Annotated in this window: 22 protein-coding genes; 3 read left to right on the forward strand and 19 right to left on the reverse strand. The window is 39.2% G+C overall.

Annotated features, from left to right (window positions below; all coding sequences use genetic code 11):
* Positions 1-8: 8 nt before the first annotated feature.
* Both K6V48_RS01640 and cdaA read right to left on the reverse strand, forming a co-directional pair.
* A complete protein-coding gene (locus tag K6V48_RS01640; RefSeq protein WP_172016711.1) occupies positions 9-713 on the reverse strand; it encodes a CdaR family protein in 705 nt (234 codons plus the stop codon).
* The gene (gene cdaA / locus K6V48_RS01645) at positions 703-1,557 is read right to left on the reverse strand and encodes a diadenylate cyclase CdaA (RefSeq protein WP_172016714.1); all 855 of its coding nucleotides are present in this window, start codon (positions 1,555-1,557) and stop codon (positions 703-705) included. Before cdaA ends, K6V48_RS01640 begins: the two co-directional genes overlap by 11 nt.
* Positions 1,558-1,756: 199 nt before the next feature.
* Between cdaA and murT the strand changes: the two genes are divergently transcribed.
* Complete coding sequence (gene murT, locus K6V48_RS01650; RefSeq protein WP_222367463.1) at positions 1,757-3,100, forward strand: lipid II isoglutaminyl synthase subunit MurT; 1,344 nt, start codon at positions 1,757-1,759, stop codon at positions 3,098-3,100.
* On the forward strand, positions 3,100-3,885 hold the full coding sequence (gatD, locus tag K6V48_RS01655; RefSeq protein WP_222367465.1) for a lipid II isoglutaminyl synthase subunit GatD: 786 nt from the start codon (positions 3,100-3,102) through the stop codon (positions 3,883-3,885). The genes murT and gatD overlap by 1 nt, the downstream gene beginning before the upstream one ends.
* Before the next feature lie 702 nt (positions 3,886-4,587).
* Here gatD and hisE read toward each other — a convergent pair.
* From hisE to hisC, 11 genes are read right to left on the reverse strand one after another with little or no spacing between them, the layout of a single operon-like run.
* Positions 4,588-4,902, reverse strand: coding sequence for a phosphoribosyl-ATP diphosphatase (hisE, locus tag K6V48_RS01660; RefSeq protein WP_024392400.1), 315 nt, complete (start codon positions 4,900-4,902; stop codon positions 4,588-4,590).
* A gap of 14 nt (positions 4,903-4,916) precedes the next feature.
* Entirely contained in the window at positions 4,917-5,231 is a 315-nt protein-coding gene (gene hisI / locus K6V48_RS01665) for a phosphoribosyl-AMP cyclohydrolase (RefSeq protein ID WP_024396297.1), read from the reverse strand.
* Positions 5,231-5,989, reverse strand: coding sequence for an imidazole glycerol phosphate synthase subunit HisF (hisF, locus tag K6V48_RS01670; protein WP_222367466.1), 759 nt, complete (start codon positions 5,987-5,989; stop codon positions 5,231-5,233). The genes hisI and hisF overlap by 1 nt, the downstream gene beginning before the upstream one ends.
* 1 nt (position 5,990) lies before the next feature.
* Positions 5,991-6,710 carry a 1-(5-phosphoribosyl)-5-[(5-phosphoribosylamino)methylideneamino]imidazole-4-carboxamide isomerase gene (gene hisA, locus K6V48_RS01675; protein WP_222367468.1) on the reverse strand — a complete coding sequence of 240 codons (720 nt, stop codon included), beginning with the start codon at positions 6,708-6,710 and terminating at the stop codon, positions 5,991-5,993.
* Positions 6,707-7,333 (reverse strand): imidazole glycerol phosphate synthase subunit HisH, encoded by a 627-nt coding sequence (gene hisH, locus K6V48_RS01680; RefSeq protein WP_222367470.1) that lies wholly within the window; start codon positions 7,331-7,333, stop codon positions 6,707-6,709. Before hisH ends, hisA begins: the two co-directional genes overlap by 4 nt.
* 1 nt (position 7,334) lies before the next feature.
* Entirely contained in the window at positions 7,335-7,919 is a 585-nt protein-coding gene (hisB, locus tag K6V48_RS01685) for an imidazoleglycerol-phosphate dehydratase HisB (RefSeq protein ID WP_024392395.1), read from the reverse strand.
* Positions 7,916-8,563, reverse strand: coding sequence for a phosphoserine phosphatase SerB (gene serB / locus K6V48_RS01690; RefSeq protein ID WP_222367471.1), 648 nt, complete (start codon positions 8,561-8,563; stop codon positions 7,916-7,918). Before serB ends, hisB begins: the two co-directional genes overlap by 4 nt.
* Positions 8,550-9,833 (reverse strand): histidinol dehydrogenase, encoded by a 1,284-nt coding sequence (gene hisD / locus K6V48_RS01695; protein ID WP_222367472.1) that lies wholly within the window; start codon positions 9,831-9,833, stop codon positions 8,550-8,552. Before hisD ends, serB begins: the two co-directional genes overlap by 14 nt.
* Positions 9,830-10,477: an ATP phosphoribosyltransferase gene (gene hisG / locus K6V48_RS01700; RefSeq protein ID WP_024392392.1), complete on the reverse strand. Its 648-nt coding sequence runs from the start codon at positions 10,475-10,477 to the stop codon at positions 9,830-9,832. The genes hisD and hisG overlap by 4 nt, the downstream gene beginning before the upstream one ends.
* Position 10,478: 1 nt before the next feature.
* Entirely contained in the window at positions 10,479-11,453 is a 975-nt protein-coding gene (locus K6V48_RS01705) for an ATP phosphoribosyltransferase regulatory subunit (protein ID WP_222367473.1), read from the reverse strand.
* The gene (gene hisC, locus K6V48_RS01710; RefSeq protein ID WP_222367479.1) at positions 11,419-12,501 is read right to left on the reverse strand and encodes a histidinol-phosphate transaminase; all 1,083 of its coding nucleotides are present in this window, start codon (positions 12,499-12,501) and stop codon (positions 11,419-11,421) included. The genes K6V48_RS01705 and hisC overlap by 35 nt, the downstream gene beginning before the upstream one ends.
* Positions 12,502-12,906: 405 nt before the next feature.
* Here hisC and K6V48_RS01715 point away from each other — a divergent pair, with 405 nt between their 5' ends.
* Positions 12,907-13,650, forward strand: a complete 744-nt coding sequence (locus tag K6V48_RS01715) for a PHP domain-containing protein (RefSeq protein WP_222367481.1) — start codon at positions 12,907-12,909, stop codon at positions 13,648-13,650.
* A gap of 65 nt (positions 13,651-13,715) precedes the next feature.
* On the opposite strand, the gene ezrA is transcribed toward K6V48_RS01715, so the two are convergent.
* From ezrA to K6V48_RS01745, 6 genes are all read right to left on the reverse strand, one after another.
* Positions 13,716-15,440: a septation ring formation regulator EzrA gene (gene ezrA, locus K6V48_RS01720; RefSeq protein ID WP_172085290.1), complete on the reverse strand. Its 1,725-nt coding sequence runs from the start codon at positions 15,438-15,440 to the stop codon at positions 13,716-13,718.
* 88 nt (positions 15,441-15,528) lie between these two features.
* Positions 15,529-17,481, reverse strand: a complete 1,953-nt coding sequence (gyrB, locus tag K6V48_RS01725) for a DNA topoisomerase (ATP-hydrolyzing) subunit B (RefSeq protein ID WP_222367482.1) — start codon at positions 17,479-17,481, stop codon at positions 15,529-15,531.
* Positions 17,482-17,603: 122 nt separating this feature from the next.
* Positions 17,604-18,146 carry a DJ-1 family glyoxalase III gene (locus tag K6V48_RS01730; RefSeq protein WP_024392386.1) on the reverse strand — a complete coding sequence of 181 codons (543 nt, stop codon included), beginning with the start codon at positions 18,144-18,146 and terminating at the stop codon, positions 17,604-17,606.
* 7 nt (positions 18,147-18,153) lie between these two features.
* Positions 18,154-19,392, reverse strand: a complete 1,239-nt coding sequence (locus K6V48_RS01735; RefSeq protein ID WP_024396309.1) for an FtsW/RodA/SpoVE family cell cycle protein — start codon at positions 19,390-19,392, stop codon at positions 18,154-18,156.
* A 405-nt stretch (positions 19,393-19,797) separates the two neighbouring features.
* Positions 19,798-20,271 carry an IS200/IS605 family transposase gene (gene tnpA, locus K6V48_RS01740; protein WP_222367483.1) on the reverse strand — a complete coding sequence of 158 codons (474 nt, stop codon included), beginning with the start codon at positions 20,269-20,271 and terminating at the stop codon, positions 19,798-19,800.
* A 205-nt stretch (positions 20,272-20,476) separates the two neighbouring features.
* Positions 20,477-20,719, reverse strand: coding sequence for a type B 50S ribosomal protein L31 (locus K6V48_RS01745; RefSeq protein ID WP_012027466.1), 243 nt, complete (start codon positions 20,717-20,719; stop codon positions 20,477-20,479).
* Between the last annotated feature and the right edge of the window lie 9 nt (positions 20,720-20,728).

A 20,728-nucleotide genomic window follows, 5' to 3' on the forward strand; every position in this document is an offset into this window, starting at 1 on the left:
TTAATTCCTCATTTAATTTTTGAAACAACAACTTGCATATTTGTTTCAGTTTCAGACAAGACAACTGGCAAGACGTTTCCATTACTATCAACTGCCTGTAGCTTGGCTGTACCACTATAATTTGAGTCTAAATTACTAATATCAATCGCAACTGCTTCCACATGATCTATTTTTGCCATTGTTTCTTCATCGGTTGTGACTTTTACCGAATTTACAGCCACAGTTACTTTAGACACATTGTATCCACTTGCTAGCTGATTGCTATAAACAACTCCTTGGACTGCTAAACTCTTACTAACTTTTTTGCCAATTTTTACAGTGATTGCATCTGGAGCCAGCGTTGCACTAACACCAGCAGGTAGGTTCGCTAATTGGAGTGTGACCGTCTGAGTACCATCTGTCAAATCACTCAAATCTGCAATAACTTGAAATGTTCGAGTAGCTTCATCAGATTCACGTTGTAACAGTACACGGTTGGATCCCCGTAGCTCGACTGCCACAGTTGAAGAGAATCCTGATATAAAATATTTATTTGTGTCGTACTCAATCTCAATCGGCACACCGCTCAAGGTATGTATATAAGTTTCTGATTCTGTATTACTCGCAGATGATTCTGAATTTTTATAATTGGTCGTTGTCGCATAGAAAAAGAGCAAAAGTGCCAAAAAAATTGATAAGGCTAGATGACCAACTGTTTTAAACTTATTGTTCATGATTACTACCTCTCAATCGTTTCCATAGCGATTTCTTTGGAACTGAATCAGAAATAAATGTAGTACGAAGTTCTGCTTCAAACTCTTCAAGAGTCAAGTCATGCTTGAAAATACCATTATGTGCAACCGAGATACTTCCAGTTTCCTCCGAAACAATAAAAACAAAGGCATCTGACACTTCCGATAATCCAATCGCAGCGCGGTGTCGTGTCCCAAATTCCTTGGAAATCCCTGCGCTTTCAGACAAAGGCAAATAGGCACAAGCTACTGCGATTTTGTCCTCCTTCACGATAACTGCCCCATCATGTAGTGGCGTATTCGGTATAAAGATGTTAATCAATAGTTCCCTTGATACATCTGCATTTAAAGGAATCCCAGTTGCTCTATATTCCTGCAAAGTTTGTGCCTGCTCAACTGCTACAAGTGCTCCGATTTTCCGTGGAGACATATAAGCCACCGACTTGATAAAAGAAACTATTAATTTTTCTTCAGCACTGACAGAATTCGTAGTAAAAATCTGAGTTGTCCGTCCAAGTTTCTCAAGCATTGCACGTAACTCAGGCGCAAAAATAACAACAGCTGCAATTACGCCGTAGGTAATAACCTGGTTAATCAACCATGCGATTGTCTGAAATCCAAATAGACTTGCCACTATCTGAGCAATAATAAAGAGAAATACACCCCGGATGAGAGTCATAATCTTAGTTCCAGCAATGGCTTTACTAAAATTATATATTAAATATACAACTATACCAATATCTATTAGATGAAGTAAGGCAGTCCAAGGATTAGCTATCAAACTGGACCAGTAGCCTGTATCAAATAATTGGTTTAAACTTAACATGTATACCTCACACTTTCTAAAGTATAACACTGAATCATTTCTATTATATCACAAAATGATCACAATCATAAATCTCAATTTACTATTTATTGATAAAATATCTTACAGATATTTGGGCTCAAATTTGGGTACAGATATTTGTAAAATCTGAAATACTTCAATAATAGTAATAGCTTGCACTTTATGTTAAAATAGTCCCATGAAAATAAATACTTTACTAGGGATTGCAGCAGGGAAATCCAGTCAATTTATCTTGAAAAAACTTGGACGAGGAACGACCCTTCCTGGCAAAATCGCCCTCAAATTCGATAAACATATTTTAGACAGTTTAGCTAAGGATTATGAAGTTGTCGTCATTACTGGAACAAATGGCAAGACGTTGACAACCGCATTAACAGTTGGAATCCTCCAAGAAGCATTTGGAGAAATCACAACCAACACAAGTGGTGCCAATATGATTACCGGGATTACAGCCACTTTTTTGTCAGCTAAGAAAAATAAGAATGGCAAAAAAATTGCTGTTTTGGAGATTGATGAAGCCAGCCTTTCACGTGTTACAGACTTTATCAAACCAAGCTTAATAGTCTTCACAAATATCTTCCGTGATCAAATGGATCGCTACGGTGAAATTTATACCACCTATCAGATGATTTTGGACGGGGCAGCCAAAGCCCCTCAAGCAACAATATTGGCGAATGGTGATAGCCCGCTCTTTAATTCAACTTCTGTTATCAATCCAGTTAAATACTACGGTTTTGCAACGGAAGAACATGAACCACGACTGGCTCATTACAATACTGAAGGCGTTCTTTGCCCACATTGCCACCAGATTATCCAGTACAAGCTCAATACCTATGCTAACTTAGGGAGCTATATTTGTACCAACTGTGGCTTTAGTAGGCCTGATCTAGACTACAAGTTAACTGAGTTGAAGGAAATTACCAATACTTCTTCTACTTTCGTGATTGATGGTCAAGACTATAAAATCAATATCGGCGGTCTCTACAACATTTATAATGCTCTTGCAGCAGTCAGTGTCGCTGAATTCTTCGGAGTTTCACCTGAAGAAATCAAGGCCGGTTTTGATAAATCTAAGGCAGTGTTTGGTCGCCAAGAAACCTTTAAGTTAGGAGATAAGGATTGCACACTTGTCCTTATCAAAAATCCAGTAGGTGCAACTCAAGCCATTGAAATGATGAAATTGGCTCCATATGACTTTAGTTTGTCAGTCCTGCTTAACGCCAACTACGCTGACGGAATTGATACCAGCTGGATTTGGGATGCAGACTTTGAGCAAATAACCCAAATGGACATTCCACAAGTGTTTGCTGGTGGGGTTCGTTCATCTGAGATTGCCCGTCGCCTGCGTGTGACTGGTTTTCCTGAAAACCAGATTGCTGAAACACCTAAACTGGAAGACATCATGAGCTTAATAGAGCAATCTAGCAGCAAACACGCCTATATATTGGCTACATATACAGCCATGTTGGAATTTCGTGACTTACTCGCTCAGCGTCAAGCCGTTGGAAAGGAGATGAAGTAATGGTCTATACCTCTTTAAAAAGCCCTAATAAAGACTATCAATACGATCTCCATATCGCTCACCTTTACGGCGACTTGATGAATACCTATGGTGATAATGGCAATATCCTTATGCTCAAATATGTTGCTGAAAAGCTGGGGGCGCGTGTTCAAGTCGACATTGTTTCGCTGACTGACCGTTTTGACAAAGACTTATATGACATCGCCTTTTTCGGGGGCGGTCAAGATTATGAGCAATCTGTTCTAGCCAAAGATTTGCCAACAAAAAAAGAAAATCTAGCTGATTACATTGAAAATGACGGTGTTATGCTTGCCATCTGTGGAGGATTCCAATTACTTGGCCAATATTATATTGAAGCAGGTGGACGTAAAATTGACGGTTTAGGCATTTTAGGTCATTATACACTCAACCAGACTAATAACCGCTATATTGGGGATATCAAAATTCATAATGATGAATTTAATGAGACCTACTATGGATTTGAAAATCACCAAGGTCGAACTTTCTTGGCTGATAATCAGAAACCGCTAGGTAATGTTATTTATGGTAATGGGAACAACAAGGAGGATAGAGGAGAGGGTATGCACTACAAAAATACCTTTGGTAGCTACTTCCATGGTCCCATCTTGTCTCGCAATGCCAACTTAGCGTATCGGTTAGTCACAACAGCTCTCCGTAAAAAATATGGTCAAGACATTCCACTTGCCAGCTACGCAGACATTCTCAGTAAAGAAGTTGCTGAAGAATACGGCGATGTTAAAAGCAAAGCAGAATTTGAAAAGTAATTTCAATCAGAGATTGAACTTTCGATATTAGACTCGAGAATTTTTTTCAGCTAAAAAAATCAGATGCTCATTCCAATGAACATCTGATTTTTATTTCCATCAACATTCTAATACTTTTTTACTCTATGAAAATCAAAAGTAGCCTAGCTTCAACTATCTAGTAGACAGTTGAAGGCTGGAAATATTACGAGCTGTGCTCAAGACATGAAACCGAAGATATTACTCTGTTACTTTCTCATTCGAAGATATCAGGCTAAGGCTGGGCTCAAGCCCAGGGCCACTTCTCAAAGTTTGTGTCAAAATAGTCCAGTGGAGTGGATTAAAACAGTCAGGGGATACGAATAGTCCAGTGAACTATTCGTACCTGAGCCTAGAAATAAAAAAGCGAAGTGTTTTTACCCGTGCTAAAAAAATAAAAGCGAGGCTTATTCAGTGAACTGATTCAGCTGGTCACCGTAAAATTAGAAGGTGACCTAGGAAGCCCGAACCTACATATTTGGTAATGAGTGAACTCATTTATACCTAGTCGAATTCTTTCCCACTCCACTCATCAAGTCTCTTGTCAACGGATAATTTTGATTTTCGAAGGGTGTAAGCCAAAGATTTACTACCCTACCCTAGCCTAACTTAAACATATTGGTTAACTGGAAGTAACGGAAATCGAAAGATATTAATCTCTTTCGATTAGTTCCCCTGAAATCACTAATAATTAGTGATTTCTTTTCTGTCGGCTGTTTTACTTATTTTTCCTTGACGTTCAATTAATACAGCTTCTACATCCTGAGGTGATACTTCTGTTTCCACTAAAAGTACTGCTAAATGGTAGAGCAAATCAGCAACTTCTTGAGAAATTTCATCTTTATCTGCATTTTTTGCAGCGAGTACAACTTCTGTTGATTCTTCTCCGACTTTTTTCAAGATTTTATCCAAACCTTTGGTATAAAGGTAATTGGTATAAGAACCCTCTTTGGGGTTTGTTTTACGATCTAGAGCTTCTTGATATAGGGTATTGAGCATATTTTTTCCTTTCATTACAAAATATCATTAAAGAAACAACTGTATGCACCTGTGTGACAGGCAGCTCCTGTTTGGCGAACGGAGACAAGGAGAGTATCATTGTCACAATCCGTTTTTATGGAGACAACCTCTTGAAAATGTCCACTCGTTGCGCCTTTATGCCAGAGCTCCTGGCGAGAACGACTCCAGTAGTGCATTTGCCTGGTACTTAGTGTTTTTTCATAGGCATCTTGATTCATGTAAGCAAGCATGAGGACCTGACCTGTTTGGTAGTCTGTAACAATCACAGGTATCAGTCCTCCCTGCTTTTCAAAATTTAACTGCACCATCACACTCTTACCTCTATTCCACTTTGTCGCATAGCCTGCTTAGTATCAGCAATGCTCACTTCACCATAGTGAAATATAGAAGCAGCCAACGCTCCAGTAGCAGGAGTTTGTTCAAAAACCTCTAAGATATGTTGGCTATTGCCCGCACCACCTGAAGCAATGATCGGAACCGTCACTACATTAGCCACAGCATTGAGCATTTCGATATCAAAACCAGACTTGGTGCCATCCTTATCCATGCTGGTTAAAAGGATTTCACCAGCACCAAGGGAAACTACCTTTTTGGCCCAGTCAAGTAGGTCAAAACCTGTATCTTTTCTACCACCTGCTACAAATACATGCCAGGAACCATCCTCTACTTTTTTTGCATCTATTGCCACCACCACACATTGATTACCGAACTTTTCTGCACAGTCCGCAATGAGTTGTGGATTTGCAACAGCTGATGAATTCACAGAAACCTTGTCGGCACCAGCCTTTAGCATCTTATTCATATCTTCGACCGACCGAATACCTCCACCAACTGTAAAAGGAATAAAAACCTGCTCTGCAACTCGACGTACCATATCAACAGTCGTATCTCGTTCTTCATGGGTTGCTGTAATATCAAGGAAAACTAGTTCATCACAACCAGCTTCATAATAGGCTTTGGCAGCATCAACAGGATCCCCCACATCAGTTAAATTGACAAAATTAACGCCTTTAACCACTCTGCCGTCTTTGACATCAAGGCAAGGAATAATGCGTTTCGCTAACATATTATTCCTCCACTTCAACCAGTTCAGCAAGGCTAATTCTTCCACTATAATAAGCCTTGCCTACGATCGTGCCGTAAACACCAATTGCTTTTAATTGTTCCAAATCACTGAGGGCATGAATACCACCAGAAGCAATTACTTTGGCACTTGTGAGTTTTGCAATTAGCTCTTTGTAATGTGCAAAGTTGGGACCTGCCAGCGTTCCATCGCGATCTACATCTGTATAAACAAATAAGCGGACACCAATTTTTTCCATTTCTAAAGCAAGCTGAACAAAGTCTACATCACTGGTTTCAAGCCACCCTTCCGTTGCGACACGACCAGATTTTGTATCAATCCCTACAACGATTCTATCACTGCCAAAATGAGCTAGTGCCTCTTGCACAAAAGAAGGTTTTTTGACAGCCATAGAACCAATGATCACACGATCAATACCAACTTCCAAATAGTCCGCAATCTGCTCAAGGGTGCGAATTCCCCCACCAACTTGTATGTTCAAATCGCTCTCCTGTTTTAACCGAGCAATTAAATCACGGTTGGCAGCTCGCCCTTCCAAAGCTCCATCCAAATCCACAACATGGATAAAATCAATACCAGCTTCTTTGAATAGTTTAGCTTGTCCAATCACGTCTGGATTAACAACTGTCTCTTGACGAAAGTCTCCTTTGAACAGACGAACAGCGCGACCTTCTCTTATATCAATGGCTGGATAAATCTTCATATACCACCTCTACTTTCTAGTTGGCAAACTTGAGCAAAATTCCGCAAAATACCTAGGCCAATCTCACCTGATTTTTCAGGGTGAAATTGCGCACCATACACTTTTTCTTTGGATATCATAGCTGGAATTTCTTGGCTATAAGAGGCCGTTACATCCAAATATTCATTGGGAATATCTGTAAAATAACTATGGACAAAATAGACAGATTCTCCATCTAAATCACTAGTGAGTGGATTCTGTTGTCTCGTTTGCAAAACATTCCATCCCATGTGGGGAACAGGATATCCAGCCTCTGGTAGGATTGGCCGACACGTTCCAGGAATCAGTCCTAATCCTTGAGTTGGCTGGTGTTCCAATCCTTCTTCAAGAAGTAACTGCATCCCGAGACAAATTCCCAAGAGTGGTGTTCCACCAGCTACAGCCTCCTTAATAGCTGAGATGAGTTGGCGTTTTTCCAACTCCGCCATTGCAGAAGGAAAGGCTCCTACTCCAGGCAATATTAATCCTTGGGCCTTCCGAATTTTCTCTGGATTTGCAGACAATACTGCTTCTACTCCAATACTCTTTAAAGCTCGCAATACATTTGCAGTATTGCCAGCATCATAATCAATTACAATCATCATCTTACAAGATCCCTTTTGTTGAGTTAACCCCTTGAATCTCAGGGTTTATCGTGATTGCTTCTCGTAAAGCACGACCAGTAGCTTTGAATAAACTTTCTGACTTGTGATGACTATTCTTTCCATGTAATATTTTTAAGTGGAGGTTCATTTGTAGATTGAAGGCCAACGCTTGAAAGAATTCTTCCACTAATTCAGTATCAAAATCTCCTAATTTTGGATTGTCAAAATGAGCATCAAAAACCAGGTAAGAACGACCAGAAAGATCAAGACTAGCCATTCCAAGCGTTTCATCCATGGGTACAAAGCTAGTTCCATAGCGATTTATACCTTCTTTTTTGCCTAAGGCTTCTCTTATAGCTTGTCCTAAAACAATTCCCACATCCTCAACAGTATGGTGACTATCCACCCAAGTATCTCCATCTACAGTAACAAGGAGTGAAATGCGGCTATGACGGGCGAAAAGCGTCAGCATATGGTCAAAAAAACCTACACCTGTTGCAATCTCAACAGGTTCTTGCTGGTCCAGATTTACCGTCAACTTGATTTTTGTTTCAAAAGTGTTACGTTCAATACTTGCTTGTCTCATGCAGTTACCTCATCAATTATTTCAATTGCCTTATAGAGATTTTTTTCGGTGATACGGTAAGGAGCAGCTTGTTCAACAATTGGTTTGGCACAAAAAGCAATTCCAATACCCGCCTCCTGAATCATAGGTAGGTCATTGGCTCCATCTCCCATGGCAATCGTATCCTTCAGTTCTAAGTCATTGTCTAAAGCCCAAGCTTTCAACTGAGCTTTTTTTACATCCTTAGTCACAATTTCACCAAGAACACGACCTGTTAATTTACCATTGATAATTTCCAAGTGGTTGGCTTTAACATAATCGAGATTGAGTCGCTCCGCTAGAATATCCACCGTTTGATGGAAGCCGCCTGAAACAACTGCAACCTTATAACCTCGCTTGTGCAACTCTGCTACCAGTTCTTCTGCCCCAGGTGTGAAATGAATACGTCCTAAGATAGTATCCAGAACCGTTTCTGGCAAGCCTTTTAACAGGGCAACACGTTCCCGAAGTGCTTCTTCAAAATCTAACTCTCCCCGCATGGCACGCTCGGTAATACTTGCAACCTGTTCGCCTACCCCCGCTTCCTCGCCTAATAAATCAATTCCTTCTTCCATGATCAAGGTGCTATCCACATCCATGACCAATAATCCTTTAACTTTCTTCATTTCTCACCTCAATTGCACGTGCATGAGCAGCCAAACCTTCTGAATATGCCAAGGTTGTAATGGCCTGACTAGCTTCTTGTACAGCTTCCTTACTATATTGTGTATACTGAATACGTTTGATAAAATCATGAACTCCCAATGCTGAATAAAAACGACTGGTTCCAGATGTAGGAAGGACGTGATTGGTTCCTGCAAAATAATCTCCAATAGGCTCGCTAGTAAAATGTCCTAAAAAGATAGAGCCTGCATGTTTGACAAATGGAAGATATTCATAGGCATTTTCCATTGCAATTTCCAAATGCTCTGGAGCAACCAAATTCATCAGCTCAAACATTTCATCTACTGTTTCTGTGAGGATAATCCGTCCGTTATCAGCAATTGATGCTGCTGCAATTTCCTTTCTCGGTAGTGATTCAAGCTGCCGTTCAATTTCTTGTTCTACTTGTTGAGCCAGTTTGGCAGAATTAGTCACTAAAATAGCTCGTGCCAATTTATCATGTTCAGCTTGTGATAATAAATCCGCAGCAACATAAACAGGGTTAGCTGATTCATCCGCGATCACCCCAATTTCGGATGGTCCAGCTATCATATCAATCCCAACCAAACCATAAACTAGTTTTTTTGCCGTTGCTACATAAATATTTCCCGGACCTGTTATCTTATCTACCTTGGGAATAGACTCCGTTCCATATGCAAGAGCAGCAATGCCATGAGCACCACCCACCTGATAAATCTTATCTACACCAGCTAGTTTTGCTGCAACCAATATAGCTGGATGATAGGTTTCCTGTGGAGGAGTAATCATTACAATTTCTGAAACACCAGCAATTTTAGCTGGAACTACATTCATTAAGACAGATGAAGGATAGGCAGCAGTACCACCTGGGACGTAGACTCCAACCCTCTCCAATGGACGAATCAACTGACCACGGATAACACCCGTTGATGGTTGATCTTCAAATCCCTTTTCAACCTGTTGCAGGTGGTAGGATTCAATATTCGCCTTAGCTTGTTGTAAGGCAGAAAGGATTTGCGGATCAATAGCCGCAAAGGCTTCATCAAGCATCTCATCAGAAACAGCCAGTTGTTCCACATGAATACCATCAAACTGTTGATTGTAACGTCTAAGAGCCTCATCACCATTTTGAGCAACATCGGCCATAATGTCTTTAACAACTTCCTCAACCGATACCGTTTCTGCATTTAGTGCAATCTGTTCTTCATAGAGAAGCTGTGCAATTTCTTGACTTTTTCCACTTAATCGTTTCATGTAAAGGGGACCTCCTCATTTCCAACAATCGTTTCTAATTTTTCAATAAACTCACGAATTTGGGGCTTGTTCTTTATACTAGCCTTATTAACAATTAACCTAGTCGAAATGCGACAAATATCTTCGAAAACTACAAGACCATTAGCAACTAAGGTATTTCCAGTTTCCACAATATCCACAATCGCATCTGCCAACCCTAATACTGGAGCAATTTCCACACTGCCTTGTATAGAAATAATTTCAACATCTTCACCTTTTTTATTAAAATGTTCCATGGCAACAGTTGGATATTTGGTCGCAATACGCTTGCGCTTATGGTCACTTGGATTGTATGTAGGAATGGAAGCTACTGAAAATTTACAAAGTCCAAAATTTAAATCTAGCATTTCAAGAAAACCAGTTGGGTGCTCAATCAGCACATCCTTACCAACAATCCCTAAATCTGCCACTCCATGTCGAACATAGGTCGTAACATCAGGAGCCTTGACCAATAAAAATCGAAACTGCCCATCTGGACTTTCAAAAATCAAGTTTCTCCCTTTTTCCATCATAAAGGACATATCAAATCCAGCTTTTTCAAGTAAAGCAAGCGTTTCTTTCTCAATCCGCCCTTTGGTTAGAGCAATGGTTACTTGTTCCACCATCTTACTGGCCTCCTTCATAATCAATATTCTTACGGATTGCTTGATAAACCGCATCAATCTCTAAAGCCCATCCAACCGCTGTCAGTTTCTGAGCACCAAATCGTTCAAACAATTTATCATATCGCCCTCCAGATAAGAAGGCATCCGGTACCTGTTGATCAAAAACCTTAAACATCATACCGGTATAGTATGGAACAGTTGGAAGTTGCGCTAAATCTACAGTTACGATACCTAAGTCTTTCTCAATGAAGGCAATCAATTCTTCTAATTGATCAAAGGCCTTGAGTAATTGAGAATTAGACACCACTTCCCGAGCTTGTCTCAAGACCGTCCCACTCTCTCCAAATAAATAAGGAAGCCTGCGAATAAAGCCATCAAATTCACTAGGGTGTCGCTTGGTAAATTCATTCAACTTAGTGATATTTTTATCTCGAATATGGAGGGAGAGTTCATTTGCAAGTTCACCAGTCAATTCAAGATGATCGAAGATGGTCCTTAAAATTGCCGCATGAGAAAACTCAAATTTATATCCCTTTAATCCAAGCTTATCAAGAGCTTCCTTCGCACTAGAAATAGCATCCTGATATGCTACTTGAGCAGGAAAGCCAATAATTTCGATACCAGCCTGAGTTCGCTCATTTTCCAACCCCCGCATCAACTCCTGACTTTGAAAAACCTTACCAGAGTATGAAAATTTAATTGGTGTGTGCACCCGTGTTGAGGCAATTACTCTGGCAATTTGACTGGTAATATCTGGGCGTAGGCTAAGTAATTGACCTTCTTTATCAAATAAATGGTAATTATCTCTATTTACTTGATCAGAAAATACTTCAAAATGTTCCAATGTTGGTGTCTCAATCCGATGAAATCCTCGTTCCATTAAGAGATCACTAACAGTTCTTTCAATTTCATAAGTTGCTTTGGCCCGTTTAAACAGTTTATCATGTAAGCCCTGTGGCAATGTTCGTTTGTTCATGACAATATTCCTTTATTTTTAATAGGACAGTTTCCATTTCCTTCTGCGTTCCAATGGAAATACGAAGCCAATCCTGAATTCGTTCCTGGGAAGGAAAATAGCGTATATAAATATTTTCTTTTTCTAAATAGGCAAACAGCTCCTCCGCCTTAACCAACGAGGGTTTGACTAAAAGAAAATTTGTTGATGAAGGTAAGACATCGAAGTTTAAGCCACCTAATTCATTTGCAAACCAATCACGTGTTTCCATAATGGCTTGGCAAGATTCTTGATAATATGACCAATCTTCCACTGCTGCAAGTGCAAGTGTTTCTGAAATTGCATCAACATTATAGGGATTGATCGAATTGCGAACAGCTTGAATCACACTTATGAGTTGCTTAGAGCCTACACCGTATCCAACTCGCAATCCTGCTAGAGAAGCATCTTTAGAAAATGTACGAGTAATAAATAAATTCGGATATTTATCAAGAAGCCCCAATGCTGACTGTCCACCAAAATTGACATAGGCTTCATCAACTATAACCACTACTTGTGAGTTGGCTTTCAATACAGCCTCAATCTCATCTAAGGTCTGAAATCGCCCTGTCGGTGCATTTGGATTGGTTAAAATAATACCTCCACATTCCCTCTGATAGTCAGCTACATGCCAACAAAAATCATTTCTCAAAGGAACCTCCTCATAAGGGACACCATAGAGTTGAGCCCATACCTTATAGAACCCATAGGTTAGATCTGGAAATAATACAGGTGATTCAGTTTGAAAAAAAGCAAGGAAAGCCATGGAAAGAATATCATCTGAACCATTTCCTATCACAAACTGCTCCGGATCCAACCCATGCTGATGCGCAAGTGCCTGACGCAACTCAGCCTGATCTAAGCTAGAGTAGCGCCGGAGGTGTTTTCCTTCAAATTTCGCCAATGCATCTATAACAGCCGGACTTGGACCATAGGCATTTTCATTTGTATTAAGCTTAATCATATTTTCTACCTTTGGCTGTTTTCCAGCTATGTACGGTTCAATTTTTCTCAGTCCTTTTAGTTCCATTTTATCCTCCAAAATCAAAAAACCACATGCGAAGTCCTTGTATCAGGACGTTTGCACGTGGTTCCACCTTCATTCAGATATATGTCGCCACATATCCCTCAGGAAGTCTAAGACTTCAGCTCGTAACGTGAGCAGACGTCAATTGCTATTGAGTCTTTCAACCGTTCACAACTGCACTCAAGAATGTGTGCCCAAATCATTGTATCCTTTCAGCAACTAGATACTCTCTGCAAGCGATTCGGGATTGTTTCTATCTTCGATTTTCTATTTTGTACTATTTTACCAAATTTTTAAGAAATTGCAAGAATTATCAGAATTTTTTATGATAATCCTAACCTTCGCCTTTAAAGTAAGTCTTGCTCAAGATTCTAGCTTCTGTTACAATAGAAAAAAAGGAGGTTTGCCATGCGAGATAACCATTTGCACACTCATCATTCCTATGACTCAGAAACAGATTTTAAAGATTATTTGGATCAGTACGATGGCGAAATTGTGACAACAGAACATTTTGACTTATCCAACCCTTACAGCAAACAGGACGATGTACCCGACTATGAAGCCTATTCTAAAGAAATAGCTGAGCTAAACAAACAATACAATAACCGCATCAAAAAAGGAATTGAAATTGGCTACTTCCAGCCACGCGAAGCAGATATTCTTTCTTATCTGGCTGATAAAGAGTTTGATCTAAAACTACTCTCCGTCCACCATAATGGTGTAAATGACTACTTAGACGATGAAGTAGCTGACATGGATATGCACACCATCATAAGTGACTACTTAGATCGACTAGAATACGCTATCGGACGCGTTGAGGCTGATGTTCTTGCCCATTTTGACTATGGATTTCGTCTCTTCGACTTATCCGTCAAGGATTTACAGATATATGAACCACAGTTAATTCGTATTTTTCAAAAAATGATTGAAAATAATCTTGCATTTGAATTAAATGCCAAGAGTATCTACCTCTACCATCACGAAGACCTTTATCGTTATGCACTTTCTCTGGTTCAACAATTGGGATGCCATCGCTATTCAATTGGATCTGACGGTCATAAACTGGCCCATTTCAGATTAGGCTTTGATCAGCTTGAATCCTTATTAGAAGAATACTCAATTTCTAGAGAAGAAGTCATCAATTACCAATAGGACTTACAAAAAAAGACCAGTATATCGCTTTTCCTAATGCGATATACTGGTCTTTTCGTCTTTGTTTAATAGCGAATGGCTTCGCGAGTTTTTTCATATGAACGAACGAAACGTTCTGTTACACCAGGCTCAACTGTTTCCAATGCAAATGAAATTTCTTCAAAAGAGGCTTGATAATCAAACTCTTTTTCAAAAATAGCTAAAGAACGATTAAAAGCTTTTTGAACATTCTCGTCGAATGAGCGGTAACGGTTAGAATATTGTAAGAGTTGCTCTGTCAAAGTTGCATTTTGTACAATTAAATAAGCTAACTCTTCCAGTTGATTCATATCGTAAGTAGCATTTTCTAATAAACGGTTAACCACTTCGATGTTAATTCGTTTATAGTCCAATTCAGAAATCAATGCCTCAACATGATCGCTTGTTCTGAAGAAACTTGTTAAGAACTCACCAGGAATACCTGGCATATTGCGTTTTTCCATGTAGCGTTTCAGGGTATGAAGCTTATTGATATAAAGTGTAGCTTTTTTACGCGCTGCATTTTCTGAAATTTCTTGTGACTTCAGATACTCTGCAAGTACCAATTGCTCTTCTTCGATTTCTTTCAATGTTGATAAAGCATGTTCTAGACGCTCTTGTACAATTGAATAAGCAACTTGTGGTGTCTCAATCTCATCAACACTTTCAGTCACAACTATTTCAATGGACTCCAAACGATTTTGCAATTGATTTATACGTGACAATTTACTATCAGCCAGTAAGTAGCTCGTATTTAAGCGTTGGGCTTCCTCATTCAATTTAGTAGTATTTTCAGTTACATGTTCCAGGAATTTAGGCAAGGTATTACTGATTTTAACTACAGCTTTATGAGCTTCAATCTCGCGAGTGAATAATTGATATAGTTTATCCAATTTAGCTTGAATCTCTTCATTTTCAACTTCAGCCGCATCCAAATCAAACGATACAATCAAGGCTGTATTTTCACGAATAGAGACACGAATATTCTGGAATTGAGATTCTACATCACTATCTGTAAACAAATAGTTTTGTTCTACTAATTTGCGATAACCAGTCTCCAAATCATCTAATTGATCTGGGAATGACTTTTCAACCTTTTCAATCAAATTAGGGATACGTTCCATAATTTGATTCAAGGCAATCATGTGCTCTTCTGTCTTATCAAGAATTTCAGACGCCTCGATTGGGTCCCCAGATGAATTTAACATGACAAACTCAGAGAATTCGACTTCAATATTCTTCAACTGTTTCTCTAATTCTGGCAAGGTTTCACCAAAACTATCAGCATTATCTCGAACTGTTTCCTGTAAACTATCGAAGAGATTCAATGCATGTTTCACGCGACCTGAATTTTTCTCCTCTTGTTCTTTTAACTCAACAAGTCCGTGACGAATAGCTTCAATATCTTCCTCAACCAAATTAATCTGGCTTTCAATACTATCAATTGCATTTTTTGCACTAATGAATCGGAAAGCATTGTTAAAACCTTCAGCTTCAAAAATATGATTTTCAATATCAGCAAATGAGTTGAGTGATAAATCCACCCATTTTTGATTCCACTCACGGAATGTAACTTGGCTTTGACCAATCAAATGAAGTGCCTTAACGGCCTCCACTTCCTGATTCACTGGCAGATTAAATAAATCTTCCTTACGCTCTTCTAATGCAACCAAAAGGTTATCATTACGTTTGCGAACAATCAGACAGGCTACATAGGCAATGATTAAAATAATAACAATCGAAATGATTAAAATGATTGTTCCAGTAGGCATGTAAATCTCCTTAGTTTCATAATGATTACGAGTAAATATCGCTTAATTATACCATATCTTACTAGCGATTGCACTAATTTTTTCAATTTTACACATCTAGTGTTGAATACACGGCATTTTCTTCGATAAACTCTCGACGTGGTTCGACCTTATCCCCCATCAGCATATCAAATATCTTGTCAGCTTCTGCAGCATCATCAACTGAAACACGCGCCATTAAACGGTTTTCTGGATTCATGGTTGTCTCCCATAATTGATGATCATCCATCTCTCCCAAACCTTTATAACGCTGAATAGTTGGCTTAGAGCGTCCCGTACTATGTCTTTCTAAAGCGTCTTGTAATTCCTGCTCTTGATTGACACCTGGTTGAATATACTCTTTAATATCGCTTCCAACCTTAACACCATAGATAGGTGGTTGTGCAATGTAGACATATCCTGCTTCAACAATCGGACGCATGTAGCGGTAGAATAAAGTCAAAAGGAGAGTACGAATATGAGCACCGTCGACATCGGCATCTGTCATGATGACTAATTTTTGGTAACGAGCTTTAGTAACATCAAAATCCGCTCCAAACCCAGTCCCCATAGCAGTAAATAAGCTACGGATTTCTTCATTGGCCAAAATCTTATCCATGCTCGCTTTTTCAACGTTCAAGATTTTACCTCGAATTGGTAGGATTGCCTGAAACTCACGGTCTCGGCCAGATTTTGCTGATCCACCGGCTGAATCCCCCTCAACGATAAACAACTCTGTCTTTGTTGCATCATTCGATGAACAATCAGCTAACTTACCGGGAAGGTTGGAAATCTCAAGACCTGATTTCTTACGAGTGACTTCACGCGCACGTTTGGCTGCAATACGAGCCTTGCTCGCCAGAATCCCTTTCTCAACAATCCGTCGAGCAATCTGTGGATTTTCCAACAGGAACTCTGCAAAAGCATCAGAAAAGAGGCGGTTTGTTATTTTTACAACTTCGCTATTTCCAAGTTTTGTCTTTGTTTGTCCTTCAAATTGCGGTGCAGGATGCTTAACAGAAATCACTGCTGTCAAACCTTCTCGAACATCTTCACCAGTTAAATTGTCTTCATTTTCCTTTAGGATTTTGTTCTTTTTAGCGTAATCATTGATGACACGAGTCAATGCTGTACGGAAACCTTGTTCGTGAGTACCGCCTTCATGAGTATGGATATTATTGGCGAAACTGATGACATTTTCATGATAACTTGTTGTATATTGCATAGCAACCTCAACAGTGATATCCTCCATTTCACCCTCAGTGTAAATTGGTGTTTCAAAAATCACATCTTTATTTTCATTGAGGTATTCAACATAAGAGGCAATCCCGCCTTCATAATGGTATTCCTTGGTTTGTTCCAAGCCCTCCCGCTTGTCAGTAATTGAAAGATTTAAACCACGGTTTAGAAATGCAAGTTCTTGAATCCGCTTGTTTAATTTAGCAAATTCAAATTCAGTTGTTTCAGTAAAAATCTCAGGGTCTGGTATGAAATGAACAGTTGTACCAGAACGGTCTGTTTCACCTATTACTTTCAAATCTGCAACAACTTCACCTCTTCGGTATTCTTGGTAATAAACCTGACCGTTTTTATAGACTCGTACATCCAATTGAGTAGACAAGGCATTTACAACAGAAGAACCAACGCCGTGCAAACCACCAGATACCTTGTAGCCGCCTCCGCCAAATTTACCTCCGGCATGGAGCACTGTGAAGACCGTCTCAACAGCTGGACGCCCCGTTTTTTCCTGAATATCAACAGGAATACCGCGTCCATTATCAATAACGGTAATAGAATTATCTGGCTCAATGATAACTTCAATTTTATTCGCAAATCCCGCCAACGCCTCGTCAATCGAGTTATCGACGATTTCCCACACCAAATGATGTAAACCCTCTTTAGATGTGGAACCAATATACATCCCTGGACGCATACGAACTGCTTCAAGACCTTCTAGAACTTGGATTTGACTGGCATCATACTCTTGAGCTTTTTCTTGTAAATCTTTGATTTCTTCTGTCATTTTTCTTCCTTTATCGCTATTAAAAACATTCTAGTGAATACCTTTCATTATAGCATATTTTTTACTAATTTAACAGTAAAAAAGAAAGGTAGATGACTCTCATTCTACCTTTCTCATTCTACTTAATTACGGCGATAAACCATCTTCTTAGCTAATTCATGCCCATCATTGCCAAACATATCTACCAACGTATAAGCAAATTCCAGACTGGTTCCTGCCCCACGACTTGTAACGATTGGACCATCAACTACAACTACTTCTTCAATATGATTCCCTGATTGAATATCCTGTTCCATACCTGGATAGCACGTGTAGTTTCTGTTCTCCAATAAGCCAGCTCTATGCAGCACAATAGGAGCAGCACAGATAGCAGCAACAACTTTACCAGTGTCAACGACAGCCTGTAAGTCCGCAATCAATTCACTATGATCACGAAGGTTTGTAGCACCTGGCATCCCCCCCGGTAATACAACAAGATCATAGGAAGTTAATTGTCCCGAAAACCTTGTATCAGCTTCCACACGAATTCCATGAGAACCTTCAACCGTTCGATCCAGCAATCCTATCATATGACAGTCAAATCCAGCCCTACGAAAAATATCAACAGGTGCCAAAGCCTCGATTTCTTCAAAACCCGGCGCCAACATTACTGCAACTTTTACCATATGAAACCTATCTTTCTACACGTTTGATCGTGATTTTTTTAAATTTACGTGAATGATCATTGTCTCTTTCATTCGACAAATGATACTGGTAACCCATGGACAAAATCAATCCTATACCAATTAAGTTGGCTACCATTGATGATCCACCTTGTGAAATAAAAGGTAAAGGAATACCTGTCAAAGGCAATAATCCAGTTGCTGCACCAATATTCTCAAAAACGTGGAACAAAAGCATCATGATATAGCCTGTAGATATGTAGGTATAGTATTTGTTGTTCGATTTCAAGGTAACCCGTAACATTCTATAAATTAACAATAAATATAGACCAATCAATACACTACTACCTATAAAACCAAAATCCTCAGCAATAACAGTAAAAATCATGTCACTTTCACGAACTGGGATGAGTAAATTAGTCTGATTAAAGCCAATCCCTTTTAAACCACCACTTCCAATCGCAATGAGACTTTGTGCCTGTTGATAGGTCGTAGTTTGAGCATTTTTAAAAGGATCCAACCAAGCGGAAATCCGGTTGATTTGATAGGTGTCCATTCCCAAATTATGCAATAGAGTTGTTCCACCAGGTGAAATAAAAATCAACATAAAGCCAGTCACCAAAACGAAAGCAACAAGGCTAATGGGCACCAATATTTTCCATGATACTCCTGATAAAAGAACCATTCCGCAAAAAATAGCAATGAAAACCAAGGATGTACCCAAATCACTTTGTAAGGCTAATAATGCCAAAACAGGAATCGTAAAGAGTGTCAAATATCCTATTAATTTGAAATCATTCTTTATGGACTGTTCTTCATGGTACTTGTGAAATGTAACAATCACTCTTGCCAACATGATGATGTATGAGATTTTCACAAATTCAGAAGGTTGAAACAGCGTTGTATCTCCAATCGTAACCCAGTTCTTAGCACCTGTTGAAGCAACTAAATCCGGACTGTAGAAAAATAATGGAAGAACCATCAATCCTAAACCCAAAACATAGAGAAACGGTGTAATTTGCCATAAGAACTTGGTAGAAAAAAACATAACGAAGAAGGCAGCAACAACTCCAATTCCTATCCATGCAACCTGTTGCCCAACCATCTGAAGTACAATATCAGGATAATCCTGACTAACTGCGATATACAATGAGAGTATACCTACAACTAGTAAAAAAAAGACGAGTAGAATAAGTGAATAATCTATTCGACTATCAATTGTTCCTCTGTTATTCATAAATGACCTCATACTTTCAACTCAAATACTAACTCTTTCCATTATAGCAAAAAAAGACTGGTCATTGAAATCAAAAGTTGAAATGTATAACCAAAATCGTAAAAGTGCAAACTAGTTCAATCTCATCAAGGCATTATAAAACAATTGACGGAACAAGTACTACTTTAAATAGTAATACATCCATAAAACGACAACACAAAAGAAAAAACGGCTGAAAAGTTTGCCCAATTTTTGGGAATGTAACGTCCAGCCGTTACTTTTTCCGTTACTTTTTCAAAAGTCATAACCACCCGTGAAAACGGGTGGCTTGTACACCGGCTATAAGCCGTTTCTCTCCAGCGACGTCTAAAGACGTTCGCTGAACTTCGTTCAGGTTAGTGCTATAATTACTTGACTAATGCCCGTAACAACGGGCTTTTATCTTGTTCTAAAACTACCATCTGAAAATGGATCTTCATACTCTTTGACACTCAATTTATCAAGTGCAATGTCATTTTTCTCCTGCTCGCGAATGTATTTCGCAACTGTCTTTTCGTTCAGCCCGACCGTACTAACATAGTAGCCTCTAGCCCAAAACTTTCGATTCCCGTACTTATATTTCAAATTAGCGTGTTTATCAAATATCATTAGAGCACTTTTACTTTTCAAATATCCCATAAAATCGGAAATCGAAAGTTTTGAGGGTATCAAGACAAGCATATGAACATGGTCTGGCATCATGTGTCCCTCAATGATTTCCACGCCTTTGTATCGACATAGATGACGGAAAATATTAATTAAGTCCTGCCTTATTTTGTAGTAAATGGATTTTCTACGGTACTTAGGCGTGAAAACTATGTGATATTTGCACATCCATTTGGTATGTGATAAACTGTAACTGGTTTTAGCCATTTCTTTTTCCTCCTTTATCTAACCTGAACAATTAGATTATAACAGGAAAAAGAAATGGAAGCTCAAAGCCTTGGCAGCCACCAGCATAGCTGGTGGTTTTCTTGTTTTTCTCTACGAGAAAAACTGGCTCGAAGCCATAAGAAAACCATTCCCATGGCTCGGGAATGGCTTAAAATCAACGTTTCTAACGGTTTTATAACGCTGATTATTTGAGACCGTATTTTTTGTTGAAACGATCCACACGTCCATCTGCTTGAGTGAACTTTTGACGTCCAGTATAGAATGGATGTGAGTCTGATGAAATTTCCACACGGATCAATGGGTAAGTTTCACCTTCGAATTCAACTGTTTCGTTAGATTTCTTAGTTGAACCGCTAAGGAACTTGTAGCCAGTAGTTGTGTCCATGAAGACAACAGTGCGATATTCTGGATGGATATCTTTTTTCATTATAAAAAT

The sequence above is a fragment of the Streptococcus suis genome (genome assembly GCF_019794555.1).
GTDB lineage: Bacteria > Bacillota > Bacilli > Lactobacillales > Streptococcaceae > Streptococcus > Streptococcus suis_AB.